This window comes from Bacillus sp. BSL6 (genome assembly GCF_052928345.1).
Map to the genome: position 1 here is coordinate 309,369 of NZ_JAVGCW010000005.1, position 12,750 is coordinate 322,118.

Sequence of the window (12,750 nt, forward strand, 5' to 3'; positions counted from 1 at the left end):
GTGACATGATTGGAACAATCAGCACATGAAGTAGCAAATTGGCAATATTATTTTGCAATTGCCGTATTTTTAGTCACGTACGGATTTATTATTTCTGAGAAATTGAATCGTGCTGTAATTGCACTATTCGGTGCTGCTATTATGATTATTTTTGGAATTGTAGATTTACACGCTGCTTTCACATCACATATTCAATGGGAAACGATCACCCTCTTAATTGGGATGATGATTCTCGTACATATTACAAGTCAATCAGGCGTATTTGAATTTGTGGCTATTAAAGCAGCTAAGGCAGCTGGCGGCAAACCAATCCGCATTTTACTATTACTATCCCTATTAACCGCTGTCGGTTCTGCATTTTTGGACAACGTAACGACCGTCTTATTAATCGTACCTGTTACGCTATCCATTACACGTATTTTAAAAGTAAATCCTGTTCCTTATTTACTTTCAGAAGTACTATTTTCAAATATAGGCGGAACAGCAACATTAATCGGTGACCCACCGAATATTATGATTGGATCAGCAAATAAGCATTTAGACTTTAATGCCTTTTTACTTAACTTAGCTCCTATCGTAATTATTATTTCTATCGTGACACTTGGCATTATTTACTTCATGTATCGTAACAAACTAAAGACAACACCTGAGCAAATCGAAAAATTAATGGCATTAAATGAAAGAGATTATATTAAAGATCAAAGCCTCCTTTTAAAATCGATCACGATTTTGGGACTAACTATTTTAGGCTTTGTACTTCATTCGATTATTCACGTAGACGCTGCCGTTATCGCGATGACAGGCGCTACACTTCTTATGCTAATCGGCGTGAAAGAACATGATATTGAAGATGTATTTGCCCACGTTGAATGGGTAACTATTTTCTTCTTCGCTGGACTATTCGTTCTCGTTGGCGGATTAATTGATATCGGACTTATTTCTTCACTCGCAAAAGAAGTACTCGACGTAACAAACGGGGATATCGGTTTCGCTGCCGTACTTATATTATGGGTATCAGGCATCGCCTCTGCGACAATTGACAATATCCCATTTGTCGCAACGATGATCCCACTTATTCAAGATTTAGCTACAGGGCTCGGACTATCTGTCGATTCTCCGCAAATCGAAGTACTATGGTGGGCATTATCACTTGGAGCTTGCTTAGGAGGAAACGGAACGTTAATCGGAGCATCAGCAAACGTAGTCGTTGCTGGTATTGCAAAACGTGAAGGACATGCCTTCTCTTATATGGACTTCTTAAAAATTGGTTTGCCGTTAACAATCATTGCATTACTATTATCACATGCTTATATATATTTACGTTATTTAATGTAAAAGCTATAGTGCGTGAAATTATATCGACGATTTTTAAAATATATCGATCGTTTCTTTGAATATATCAACGATTTTCTAAGTATATCGACGATTCGACAGAGAATATCGATTTACCGACAAATAACGACAACAAAAAAGGTATGCAGCGCTAAACTGCATACCTTTTTTCGTTCACCAAAATATACCGATAATTGCTAACCCACCTAATATCATACCGCCAATTTGTCCGATAATTGTTGGTGATAATTGAACACCTTTTCGCACTTCAACAACCGGTCTTTCGTGCCTTAGTTGCTGCACTTCGCTTTGCAATTGATGTACACTTCCGTGCAATTCTTTAATTAACTCCTTTAATTCAGCGACCTCTTCATTTACTGGTTTTGCTTTTTCTAAGTTCATTTTGCATAACTCCTTATAAGTTCAATCAGTACATTGTAAATTTTCGCCAATTACCGTTTTATCTCCTGCATATTACACATATAAGAATGCATTTTTAATCTTGCAGCTCTATCCATTCATCCCGCAATATCCCCATAATGATACGATCAAAACACTTTCCATCTCTTTGAACCGCTTCTCTCATACAGCCTTCCATCTGAAAACCCATTTTTTTATACAACTCAATAGCAGCTTTGTTATAAGAAATAACATCCAGACCGACACGGTGTAAATTCAATTCATAGAAAGCATATTTTAAGATAAGGTGGATCGCTTCTCTTCCATATCCCTTCCCTCTATCATTTGCATTTCCTATACCAATTGCTAATAAACCCGTCCTGTTATTCCACTCTATGCCATGAATTGCAACAAAACCAATTAAGCGATCATCTTGAACTGTCCTCAACATGAAAGATACACTATTCGATCTCCGTCCCTTTAATAGCCCATCACTTACTATTTCTTGTAACGATTGTGGAAACGCTACATCTGTATCGACATTTCTTAAATACTCACTATCTTCTTGCCATTTAGCCATTACTTCAGCATCGTTTTCTCTCATAGCTGTTAATTTCATCGTTTTATTTTGAAAAAGTTTCATTGTCATTTCAAACTCCCCCTTTTTTAATAACGGGGATACTTATTTTAGCCTATTTATCCCCTTGTTCCATAAACTGCGTTATAAACGGGATACATACAATAAGCGCTGACATTGGCACATCTCCTCTACACGAAATTAACTTTATTGTATAATTTCCTGTTTATTCTAACAACAATAAAAAAGCCCTCCAAATTTAGAGGGCCTTTCCTAATAGGAAAACTATATTATTTCGTAAACATTTTCTCCGCTTCATCCATTGCCATTTTGTTACCTAAAGCAGAATAGTCAAGCCATGGCTGGTCATTGATAATATATACGTGTTTGCCTTTAACAGCTTTTAAGTCTTTCCAAATTGGTGTTTCTTGAAGTTGCTTAAATGCAGCTTTTGCCTTATCATCTCTGTTTACAACAACGAAAATAGCATCTGCATCAAAGTCAGGTAATACTTCTTGTGAAATGACTTCGAAAGGACGGTTTCCATCGATTTTCTCTACACCATTTGCAGGTTGTAATCCTAAGTCTTGGAATAAAATTGGTCCCATCGGTCTTTTCGTACTAAATACACGTAATTCTTTTGCAGTAACGCGAATTGCCATTACTTTTTCGTTATTACCTAGCTCTTTATCTATTAAACCTTTTACTCGTTTTGATTGCTCTTCGTAATCTTGAATATATTGATCCGCTTCTTTCTCACGGTTTACAAGTTTACCAACTTGTTTTAAATGGTCTCTCCACGTACCTTCATCTAAATTGAAAGTATGTGTTTTTGCAATTTTTTCGTATTTCGCTACATCTTTACCCGCGTATTTTTCATCCACATAAATGTCAGTAGGCTTTAATTGAAGTAATGCTTCCATATTCGGATCAGTTACAACACCAAGTTTTTTCGTATCTTTCAGTTGTTCTTTTGCATGTGGTAAGAAATCTTTTAAATCTCCACCAATTACAGAACCTACTGGTGTAATTCCTAATGCAAGTAAATCATTTGTTAAATGAATAGACATTGAAGCAATTTTTGGGTCATTACTTTTTTCCGTTTTTTTCGTTGCCTCTTCATTAGATTTCGTTTGACCACATGCTGCTAATACTAAAATACACATGATGCTAAATAAAATAGTAAGTTTCTTTTTCATATGTTCTCCTCTTTGAAGTATTTATTTTGTTTTTGTAAGTAAATAAAGAAAATACGGTGCTCCTAATGCGGCCACTACTACACCAGCTGGAATAGAATTTGGCTCAAATATAGAACGACCTATCGTATCTGCTAGTACTAAAATAATCATTCCGATAATACCAGCCAGTGGAAGGAAATGTTGATAGGTAGTACCTACTAACTTTCTTGCAATATGCGGAGCAACTAAACCGATAAAACCAATCCCTCCTGCCATTGATACACTCGCGCAAGATAATCCTACCGCTGTAGCCAAAAGGAATAACCGTTCTTTTTGAACAGAAACACCAAGTCCTGCTGCCACACTATCACCTAGTGACAATGCATTTAACGTTTTAGATTTTAGCCATGCATACGGAGTTAGTATGAAAATCCAAGGTAATAATGCAAGGACATGAATCCAATCCCTTCCCCACACGTTACCAACTAACCATCTGGAAGCGAATGTATATGTCTCATCATTTAACTTGAGAGAGAAAAATAACGAAATCGCACTAAATCCAGCTGAAATAGCAATACCAACGAGAATAAGTCTAATAGGAAGTAGACCTTGTGACCGATCATTCGCAAGTATAATAATTAAAAATGCAGCTAGCACTCCCCCGCCAAATGTAAATAACGGTATTAAAATCGATGCATTCTCATTAATAGAATGAAAGAAAGTAACGAATATAATTAGCCCGAAAGATGCACCTGAATGCAATCCAAGAATACCAGGATCGGCCAACGCATTCCTTGATAACCCTTGCAAAATTGCACCGGAAATCCCAAGGCCAATACCAGCTAACATTGTGATTATAATTCTTGGCATACGATAATCGTATAGCACGGTTGCACTCTCAAAATCACCATAACCGAAAAGCGTTTGAATTACTTTGAGCGGTGCAATGCTAAGTGTCCCCGTATTTAAGCTAAGCAAAATGACAGCGATACCAATACAACCAAATATTGTAGTTACAGTAATAACTCTCTTCTTATCTGTGTTTAAAATCTTCTTCACTTACAACTCCCTCCCAACTTTACGTGCTATATAGAGGAAAAACGGAACTCCAATGAGAGCTACCATAATCCCTATCGCAAGTTCTTTAGGAGGGTTTACTGTTCTTGCCCCTAGGTCAGCTAAAACTAATAACATAGCTCCTAATAATGCTGACATAGGAATAATGAGTCGATAATTCACACCAACTATTTTTCTAGCAATATGCGGGATAACGAGTCCTACAAATCCAATAGAACCAACAGCTGAAACAGAAACACCTGCTAGAATAACTACTATAATCATTCCAAGTATCCTCGTTCGATTCGTTTTCACACCTAAATTCGTAGCAACATCATCCCCCATTGATATGAGTGAAATAGACCGCCCTAACACTGTCGCAAAAACAATCGTTATAAAAATAATAGGAACTAAAAATTTCAAGTGTTCCCACTTAACTCCTGCAACACCACCAGCGTACCAAAACGCTAAATCTTGACTTAAGTCATAATAAATTGCAACACCTGAACTTAATGAATGTAAAAGTGCTGCCATAACTGCCCCAGCGATCGTTAACCTCATCGGTGTTAATCCGCCTGCTGTTGCTGATCCGATAATAAAAATGAGTACTGTACTTAAAACCGCTCCAATAAAGGAAACAACCATCAAAGAGGAATACGGCATATGCGGGAAAAAGGCAAAACTAAGTGCTACTACAAACATCGCACCTGCATTTATGCCAAGCACACCTGCATCAGCTAAAGGATTTCGTGTTACTCCTTGCATAACAGCGCCAGCTACTGCAAAAGCCGCTCCTACAACTGCTGCGCCAATTACCCTTGGGAGCCTTAATTCGTAAATGATTTGATGCTGTGTTAATTTCGGATTGTAATCAAAAACCGCTGCCCACACCGTTTGCAAATGAATATCCTTTGCACCAAATGCAACGGCCAAAAATATAGATCCAATTAAACATATAATTGTTAAGCTCATAAAACATATAAACTTAAGATGCATCCAGCGGTTATTGCCAGCACGTATAGTAGACTTATGTAACATGTTTCATTTCATCCTTTATATTCAGTTGTTTTTTATAATTATTTTTTATTTATAATTAATATTGATAATAATTATCATTTTCATTTAGATATTATATCCCCACTTTTTTTAAATAGCAAACTATTTTTTACTTTGTTACATATTAAAATATTTATTACAATTCCCCTCTAAAACTTACAAATACATGCAAAATAAACTACTGGTTTATTTTTTAAATTGTAGTATACTTAGTCATTATTTTTCGTTTTCAAACAAAAAACATCGAAGGAGACACAATGTTCTATATAAAACAACTACTACATTTCACTTACGAGCAAGCATTATCTTGCTTATTCCCAGTCGTCATTTTTTTAACACTAGCTCTTTCAAAACTCATAATGATTCCAGGTTTATATCGGTATGATTTCATACTCATCGTATGTCTTCTTATGCAGTGGTTTATGTATAAGACTGGACTTGAGACGAAAGACGAATTAAAAGTAATTACTGTCTTCCATCTCATCGGTCTTTTACTTGAAATATATAAAGTACATTTCGGTTCATGGAGTTATCCTGAAGAGGCGTATTCAAAGGTTTTTGGAGTTCCACTTTACAGCGGTTTTATGTATGCGAGTGTCGCGAGTTACATATGCCAAGCATGGAGAAGAATGCATTTACAAATGTATCATTGGCCGAAAGCTATTTTTGCAATACCTCTAGGAGCAATGATTTACTTCAATTTTTTCACCCACCATTTCATATACGATTTTAGATGGGTATTAACTTTACTTTTATTCATCGTTTTCTTTCGCACATTTGTGGAATTTTCATTACGAGGCGTTACATATAAAATGCCACTCGTTCTCTCCTTTTTCCTTATCGGATTCTTTATTTGGATTGCCGAAAACATCGCAACATTTTTCGGAGCATGGCAATATCCAAATCAACGAGAAGTATGGAATCTCGTTCACTTAAGCAAAATTAGCTCATGGTTTTTACTCGTTGTTATTAGCATTATGATTGTTACACAACTTAAACATTTGAAGCAGTTGAAAAAATAATGCTGATTATGTAAAAACAAAAAAACACTCTCATTATCTGTCGTACTTACTTTCGTCTTTTTTACTTTTAAATCACTTCCTTTTTTTCTTTTTAAGGACTTTTCCAATCATTTTTCTCTATCCTGCTCAACCTCTTCTTGTAAGCTTGTAATTTTCTTCTGTTACATCTGTGCCCTCATATTACAAAGAAAAAAGACAAAGCATCGAATAATCAAATACTTTGTCTACAGTCCGAGGTTGAGAAAGTATTTTCTCAACCTTTTTATTCGTTGTTTTTATTTTCACTCCATATTTTCTACATTTAAACACTTAGTTTCACAGTAATAGCCTTTGCCGCCAACATAAACCTTTTCTATTTCATTCTTGCTATTGGTTGCTAATTTAACTAATATTTCAGAAGGCGATTCCAAAGAATAACCTTGTTCAAATACATAGACTTCTTTTTGCAAGTTGTGCTGTTCATGAAGGTAGCAAGCTAATGCACCATTTGAAGTTCCAGTCGCTGCTTCTTCATTAATGTCGTATAGTGGCGCAAAATTCCTGCATATAATTCGATCGTCATTAAAAGTATATAGATGCATCCCAACAACATTATAATACTTGCTGATTTCTTTAATTTTTTCAAAACTAGGTTGCAGTGCATGTAATCGTGTTTCGCTTTTTATAGGAATTAAAATATCTTTTAAGCCCGTGGAGACAATTTGAATTGGATATTTATTATCTATAGCTTTCATGTCAAAACAGTCGATGAACTCGTTTGGAGATACAACATCATAGAATATCGGATTGTTTTGTTCCATGAATATGCTGTCATCTTTTATGGTAATAGTAAGAACACCGCTGTTTGTTTCAATTGTATAGCGATTCCTGAAGAGTTTATTTAAATGCATCAGTATCGCGAAAGAGCCAATTGTAGCATGACCACATAAATCAACTTCTTCTTTTGGTGTAAAATACTCAAATTTATAATCAGCAATTTCAGATTCTGATATAAATGCGGTTTCCGCATAACCCAGTTGTTTGGCTATTGCCATTTTTTGAGTAGTGGTCAATGAATTCTCAATAAATACCACTCCTGCTTTATTTCCGCCTTTATGATCCTTACTAAATGCACTTGCAACATAAACAGATATTTTCATAAGATACCTTCCTCACTTATAGTAAGTTGTAGCATAGAAAGCACTACGTATAAATCTTGCATAAAGCAAAAGACAAACTATTTTTTAGCATCTGGACTCTCCAAAATAGCTTATCTACAGTCTGAGCCCATCACTCATTAGAAAGTGACGGACTTTTTTTAGTAATATTTTTTAAACCATCCTTATCAAAGGACTTATAATTTACAAAAGCATAAGCAGTTACACATCATGAACTACTACTAGCAGAAGAAGTTGCTACAGATGAAGCGGCAATCGTGGCCACCATAGCTGCCTGTTGTGCTTGTATGAGGACTTCTATCATTGTTTGTAAACCTGTGTTGGTAGCTTTACTTTCCTCACCTTTTTGACTTACGAATAGTTGAATAGCAATAAGAATATTCGTATCTGTATGCCAACGGAACAATTTCTCTCCCTGCAATTTTTCAATCAACGCTTTAACAGAATGAATCTCTTTTTCTCCATCCTCAAGTAACGCTAGTAGCCCGATAGCTGGATAATGCATCTGTTTCACTTTTACCTTCTCTTGCTTTAATAACTTCCATATGTTTGTACATGTTGCAACTAACATTTCTTCACGGACATCCTTCTTTAGTGAAAGGATATGACTTAGAAATTGAAGATCATTCCCTTTACGCAGACCAGCTTCCGCTAGTTTTTTATAAAGACGTTCCACTCGGTCCATAAGCTTGTCTACATTCTCTGATTGTCCTGCTAGTAAAACCGCGAGCGGGTAATCATTTGTACCTGTAAGAAAAAGATGATCCTCTTTCATGCGTTTATATACTTGCATCGAACGCTGAATGTGCGTGCTATGCTGTTCATTTTCTTCTGTTAAAAGCACAGCTGCTGCAAGATAAGTAAATATACTGCGGCTAAAGCCACCAGCGACCAATTGTTCATATAAGTCTAAAAACTCTCGAAAAGCTTTCTTATAATCTGTAAAGTGAATATCTAATGTTGCGGCCACTACAAAGCGATGATAAGACTTTAAGTATGAAAACATCCCTACCTCATTCTTAATATAACTACTAATTTCTAAAAAACGTCCGAGATCAAGCAATTTATCACTACTTGCATACATAGCAGCAATCATCATTCCTGTTCGAGAATCACTCGTTTTCCATTTTAGTTCTCCCTTTAACTGTGAATATGCATGTATATATTGCTCTAGCTTTTGTTCTAATGTAATCATAGTATTCACCCCTATTTCTAGTTCCTCTCTATTATTATACGTATATTCCATATTTAGGAATACTATATTTCATAATCACACCATAAAAATTAGAAGGTTTCTTTATCCTAATAGATTGGTTTCTTGTCCTTCTTCATCAGTAGCACGATGATAATCCCTAATCCTTCAAGAAGTTATACAAAAAAGGTAGATAATAATTTATCTACCTTTTTTGTAAAAAATAAGAGTGTAACTATTTACAACTCAATTTTGACAAAACTACTGTCATTTCGTTTGTTATATGCAATTCAAACTAAAGAGCCTTAATAATACGTTCCATTGCTTTCATCTGACCAATATGATCTGCTTCATGATAAAGCATCATACCGTAAAGCTCTCCTACTGTTTCCAATCCTAGGAATGGCTCTGGCAGTTTATTCTCAAATGCTTCTGCTGGAATTTCGTTAATACGTTTTGCTTGTTCTTGTAATTGGGCTGTTAATACTTCTAATGATGGTCCTTCTGTTTTCCATTTAGATGGTCTTGATCCATATCCAAACATACCTGGATATTCCGTTGGTAATTGTTTGAATTCTTTTCCAAACATGAAAACTTCTGCTGCCGTTAACACATGACCGATATGCCAGCGAATTGTATTGTTAAAACCCTCTGGCTGCGTATCCGCAGTTTTATCATCTAACGTTTCCATAAATTTAAGTAACGCCCCGCGCGTTATTTCAAATTGTTTTAAACCAATTATTCTATTCATTTTATCGTTCCCTTTCTCCATGTTCAATTTATTATGAACTAAAAATGTTCAATTTATTAAACTTTCACCTTGTTTAATCTATCAGAAACAATGAAGAAATACATCTAATATGCTTAGTAAAAATAATAAAAAGGTTCCACCCTCGTAAATATAGAATTACTTACTACACAAATAGTTTAGTAAGTAAAAGAGGAGTGTTAATTTCATGTTACATGTTTTAAAACAGCAATATAATCTTATTAGCGCTACAAGAGAAACTCTATTCACATTTTTAGAAGAAATCCCATTAGAAAAATTACATAGCACTGTTCCGAATTTCGGGAGCGGTAGCATTATAAAGACACATATTCATGTAGCCGATTGCTATCGATACTGGCTTGGATCATTCGCATTTAAACAAAAGCGAGCAGATTTTTCATTCGCTAGTAATTATGAAATTGAGCATGCAGATGTCACGAAAGTACGTGCTAGATTTAAGTTAGTAGATGAAACTGTACAACGTTTTTTAGATGAATACAATGACCGTTGGCTCGAAAATATAGCAAATGAAGTGAAATGGCAAAAAGAACCTTGGAGTACAACACCGCTATGGCTTTTAACTCATACAGAGACGCATGAGTTTCACCATAAAGGACAAATTGTATCTATGGCTAGACACCTTGGATATGTTCCTCCTGATACAGACCTGATTAGTTAATATCAAAAAGCTTAGGATGAATACAAATCGAGCATGTTTTGAAAACCAATCAAAACATGCTCTTAAAATATTCTACCTTACAATCTCCATATCCTCATCAATACCAAATAGTCTCAGCATAATTATATGCATCACTATTCGGAATTGCATGTTTCCCCTGCGCTTGCGCTTTTCTTGGATCTAAATCATATACCATTGGCGTATAGCATGATGTTTGCCCTTTATTCACAACACCATTTCCTCCCGCACTCCCGCAAGTATATGCTTTTCCATCGGTTTTTCTGACTATCCTTGCATCAGCTTCGCTATTATAAACTGCTGGGCGGGTTACAGTAACTTTTGACCATGCTGTCTTACACGTCGTGCTAAATTTTAATTCCACATAAGAATTTGAATCAATCCACTTCTTCTCTTTCGTTACTGCTGATTGATCACAACTATTGTAATACGGACTTTTCCCATCATACGTATGGTCTTCCGCATATGCTTTATTATTATCGGTCGTACTAAACACACTAGTTACAACGAGCAACGCCAGACAAAGACATGCACTTACTTTTTTAAAAAGTTTCATAGAATTCCACTCCTTTATTAATAACGTCCAGTTTTCCCGTAACCATTATTAATCGTCACCGCTTCGGCATCAGCCGTATAACCAAAATCAGCAGTTAAATCAAATACCATTCCTGTATACGTACTCGTTTGACCTGTTTTTATTGCTCCATTACCACTATTAGAATCTACTGATTTTTGAAATACACCGTTTTTATATTTATTAATAACAGCGTAAGCATATACTCCTCCAGAAACGGAAGGTGCTGGTTGATCTAAAACAAGCTTAGACCATGCTGCATGACATTTATTACTGTAACGTAAATAGACTGTTCCTACTTTTTTACTACCTTCGTACACCGCTGTAGACTTTGCATTAAATCCATCAGCATCACACGTTGTACTTCCACCGTATACCTTTGTTGTTGCTGGATTTTTTCCGTCATAATAACTACTTAAATCAGTAGCTGCAAATGTACTTTCTTGAAAACTAAATAATACACCTACACTAGCTACACTTAACACACATACTTTCATTAGCTTTTTAAACATTGTAAATCTCCTCCCTCAAAATAAGTACGTATATCTTTCCCCTATGTACGCCCCTCCTTTCATGCTGCCTAGAGGCATCTTACAGAAACGAATAAAAGTTGTAAATTCCCTTACGATTATTGGAATATACGAAGAAATTTACTTACCCTTGTAAGAAAAAAAGTTGAGAAATACACATTTGAAAACATCCTTTATTTAAAACATAAAGAACCGATACTCGTTTCATGCAAGCATCGGTTCTCAATACAAAATTACCATTTTTTCTTTTATAGAAAACAAATATTTCTCCACTTAATCCGTTGTAAAAAACTCTCTTGTTACATCAATAAATTGCTGCAGTGGCACTGTCATCCATTTGTCTTTATGCCAAGCGATTTGTGTATAAATTGAAGGAATTGTTTCTTTTAAAACTAACTCCTTTATTGTCCCTTCTCGCATATCTTTTTCTACTACTATAGCTGGTAACACAGCAACACCTAAATCTGCAATGACGCATTGTTTAATTGCCTCGACACTAACAAACTCAATCTTATTTGCTGGATATATGTCTTTCGCACGAAATAACTCCTCAAATAAAGTCCGATATGAGCACCCTAGTTCTGTTAATAAAAGTGTTTCCTTCTCTAAATCTTTTATAGAAACGGAAGTTTGCTGGAGTAAATGATGCCCTGGAGCAGCTACTACTTTTAATTCTTCTTTCATAAGCGGCTCCACATGTAAAGCATCTTCTGTTTTACATTCATCCAAAATAAATGCAAGATCGACTTTTCCCTTCATCAATTGTTCCTTCGCATCTTTATTAGAATGTGCTGGTTTAAATATAAGTTTTATTTGAGGAAATTGTGCTTTAAATCTCTTTAATATAGATGGAAGCCTATATGTACACTGACTTTCTTGTGCACCAATCGTTAACGTACCAGCTATTTCTTCATCATCTTTCACAGCCATTTTCGCTTCGTTACTAAGCCCAATCATCTTATCAGCATATAATTGAAACTTCCTCCCTGCTTCAGTTAAGAAAAGACGTTTTCCTAATCTTTCAAATAACGGCGTACCTAGCTCAGCTTCTAACGTTTTAATTTGCGCCGTTACGCTCGATTGAGCAAAGTTTAATTTCTTCGCAGTTTGTGTAAAGTTCAAAGTATCCGCGGCTATTTTAAAGGTAATTAATTGTTTTATCTCCATTTATCATCCCTCTTTTCAATCGGAATTTCCGATTGATATCATCA

General features: G+C 35.4%; 14 protein-coding genes. 3 read left to right on the top strand and 11 right to left on the bottom strand.

What is annotated here, in order from left to right; translation table 11 throughout:
• Nucleotides 1–9: 9 nt before the first annotated feature.
• A complete protein-coding gene (locus RCJ96_RS18395) occupies nucleotides 10–1,335 on the top strand; it encodes an ArsB/NhaD family transporter (RefSeq protein WP_074610836.1) in 1,326 nt (441 codons plus the stop codon).
• A gap of 171 nt (nucleotides 1,336–1,506) precedes the next feature.
• Here RCJ96_RS18395 and RCJ96_RS18400 read toward each other — a convergent pair whose 3' ends face one another.
• The 5 genes from RCJ96_RS18400 to RCJ96_RS18420 form a co-directional block, all read right to left on the bottom strand.
• Complete coding sequence (locus RCJ96_RS18400; protein ID WP_001047303.1) at nucleotides 1,507–1,734, bottom strand: hypothetical protein; 228 nt, start codon at nucleotides 1,732–1,734, stop codon at nucleotides 1,507–1,509.
• Nucleotides 1,735–1,828: 94 nt separating this feature from the next.
• The gene (locus RCJ96_RS18405; protein WP_074610833.1) at nucleotides 1,829–2,380 is read right to left on the bottom strand and encodes a GNAT family N-acetyltransferase; all 552 of its coding nucleotides are present in this window, start codon (nucleotides 2,378–2,380) and stop codon (nucleotides 1,829–1,831) included.
• Between the two features lie 218 nt (nucleotides 2,381–2,598).
• On the bottom strand, nucleotides 2,599–3,507 hold the full coding sequence (locus RCJ96_RS18410; protein ID WP_000728195.1) for an iron-hydroxamate ABC transporter substrate-binding protein: 909 nt from the start codon (nucleotides 3,505–3,507) through the stop codon (nucleotides 2,599–2,601).
• Nucleotides 3,508–3,528: 21 nt separating this feature from the next.
• A complete protein-coding gene (locus RCJ96_RS18415; RefSeq protein WP_074610831.1) occupies nucleotides 3,529–4,545 on the bottom strand; it encodes a FecCD family ABC transporter permease in 1,017 nt (338 codons plus the stop codon).
• Nucleotides 4,546–5,580 (bottom strand): FecCD family ABC transporter permease, encoded by a 1,035-nt coding sequence (locus tag RCJ96_RS18420; RefSeq protein WP_074610829.1) that lies wholly within the window; start codon nucleotides 5,578–5,580, stop codon nucleotides 4,546–4,548.
• A 275-nt stretch (nucleotides 5,581–5,855) separates the two neighbouring features.
• Here RCJ96_RS18420 and RCJ96_RS18425 point away from each other — a divergent pair, with 275 nt between their 5' ends.
• On the top strand, nucleotides 5,856–6,620 hold the full coding sequence (locus RCJ96_RS18425; protein WP_074607071.1) for a DUF817 domain-containing protein: 765 nt from the start codon (nucleotides 5,856–5,858) through the stop codon (nucleotides 6,618–6,620).
• 281 nt (nucleotides 6,621–6,901) lie between these two features.
• Here the strand turns inward: RCJ96_RS18425 and RCJ96_RS18430 are convergent, their stop codons facing one another.
• The 3 genes from RCJ96_RS18430 to RCJ96_RS18440 all read right to left on the bottom strand — a co-directional run bounded on the left by RCJ96_RS18430 (nucleotide 6,902) and on the right by RCJ96_RS18440 (nucleotide 9,741).
• Nucleotides 6,902–7,759 carry a PhzF family phenazine biosynthesis protein gene (locus tag RCJ96_RS18430; RefSeq protein ID WP_074607073.1) on the bottom strand — a complete coding sequence of 286 codons (858 nt, stop codon included), beginning with the start codon at nucleotides 7,757–7,759 and terminating at the stop codon, nucleotides 6,902–6,904.
• Nucleotides 7,760–7,985: 226 nt separating this feature from the next.
• Nucleotides 7,986–9,023 (bottom strand): DUF4003 domain-containing protein, encoded by a 1,038-nt coding sequence (locus tag RCJ96_RS18435; protein WP_139302734.1) that lies wholly within the window; start codon nucleotides 9,021–9,023, stop codon nucleotides 7,986–7,988.
• 241 nt (nucleotides 9,024–9,264) lie between these two features.
• Nucleotides 9,265–9,741: a DinB family protein gene (locus tag RCJ96_RS18440; RefSeq protein WP_139302735.1), complete on the bottom strand. Its 477-nt coding sequence runs from the start codon at nucleotides 9,739–9,741 to the stop codon at nucleotides 9,265–9,267.
• 184 nt (nucleotides 9,742–9,925) lie between these two features.
• On the opposite strand from RCJ96_RS18440, the gene RCJ96_RS18445 reads away from it, so the two are divergent.
• On the top strand, nucleotides 9,926–10,417 hold the full coding sequence (locus RCJ96_RS18445; protein ID WP_074607079.1) for a DinB family protein: 492 nt from the start codon (nucleotides 9,926–9,928) through the stop codon (nucleotides 10,415–10,417).
• 97 nt (nucleotides 10,418–10,514) lie between these two features.
• Here the strand turns inward: RCJ96_RS18445 and RCJ96_RS18450 are convergent, their stop codons facing one another.
• The 3 genes from RCJ96_RS18450 to RCJ96_RS18460 all read right to left on the bottom strand — a co-directional run bounded on the left by RCJ96_RS18450 (nucleotide 10,515) and on the right by RCJ96_RS18460 (nucleotide 12,706).
• Nucleotides 10,515–10,991 (bottom strand): DUF2690 domain-containing protein, encoded by a 477-nt coding sequence (locus tag RCJ96_RS18450; protein WP_316150843.1) that lies wholly within the window; start codon nucleotides 10,989–10,991, stop codon nucleotides 10,515–10,517.
• Between the two features lie 17 nt (nucleotides 10,992–11,008).
• Nucleotides 11,009–11,521: a DUF2690 domain-containing protein gene (locus RCJ96_RS18455; protein ID WP_316150846.1), complete on the bottom strand. Its 513-nt coding sequence runs from the start codon at nucleotides 11,519–11,521 to the stop codon at nucleotides 11,009–11,011.
• A gap of 291 nt (nucleotides 11,522–11,812) precedes the next feature.
• A complete protein-coding gene (locus tag RCJ96_RS18460) occupies nucleotides 11,813–12,706 on the bottom strand; it encodes a LysR family transcriptional regulator (protein WP_316150847.1) in 894 nt (297 codons plus the stop codon).
• Between the last annotated feature and the right edge of the window lie 44 nt (nucleotides 12,707–12,750).

Bases quoted from the DNA above. Each gene is read 5' to 3' on its own strand.
- RCJ96_RS18435 (WP_139302734.1), bottom strand. From the start codon at position 9,023: ATGGAATATACGTATAATAATAGAGAGGAACTAGAAATAGGGGTGAAT.
- RCJ96_RS18455 (WP_316150846.1), bottom strand. From the start codon at position 11,521: ATGTTTAAAAAGCTAATGAAAGTATGTGTGTTAAGTGTAGCTAGTGTA.
- RCJ96_RS18440 (WP_139302735.1), bottom strand. From the start codon at position 9,741: ATGGAGAAAGGGAACGATAAAATGAATAGAATAATTGGTTTAAAACAA.
- RCJ96_RS18400 (WP_001047303.1), bottom strand. From the start codon at position 1,734: ATGAACTTAGAAAAAGCAAAACCAGTAAATGAAGAGGTCGCTGAATTA.
- RCJ96_RS18410 (WP_000728195.1), bottom strand. From the start codon at position 3,507: ATGAAAAAGAAACTTACTATTTTATTTAGCATCATGTGTATTTTAGTA.
- RCJ96_RS18420 (WP_074610829.1), bottom strand. From the start codon at position 5,580: ATGTTACATAAGTCTACTATACGTGCTGGCAATAACCGCTGGATGCAT.
- RCJ96_RS18430 (WP_074607073.1), bottom strand. From the start codon at position 7,759: ATGAAAATATCTGTTTATGTTGCAAGTGCATTTAGTAAGGATCATAAA.
- RCJ96_RS18445 (WP_074607079.1), top strand. From the start codon at position 9,926: ATGTTACATGTTTTAAAACAGCAATATAATCTTATTAGCGCTACAAGA.
- RCJ96_RS18450 (WP_316150843.1), bottom strand. From the start codon at position 10,991: ATGAAACTTTTTAAAAAAGTAAGTGCATGTCTTTGTCTGGCGTTGCTC.
- RCJ96_RS18405 (WP_074610833.1), bottom strand. From the start codon at position 2,380: ATGACAATGAAACTTTTTCAAAATAAAACGATGAAATTAACAGCTATG.
- RCJ96_RS18425 (WP_074607071.1), top strand. From the start codon at position 5,856: ATGTTCTATATAAAACAACTACTACATTTCACTTACGAGCAAGCATTA.
- RCJ96_RS18460 (WP_316150847.1), bottom strand. From the start codon at position 12,706: ATGGAGATAAAACAATTAATTACCTTTAAAATAGCCGCGGATACTTTG.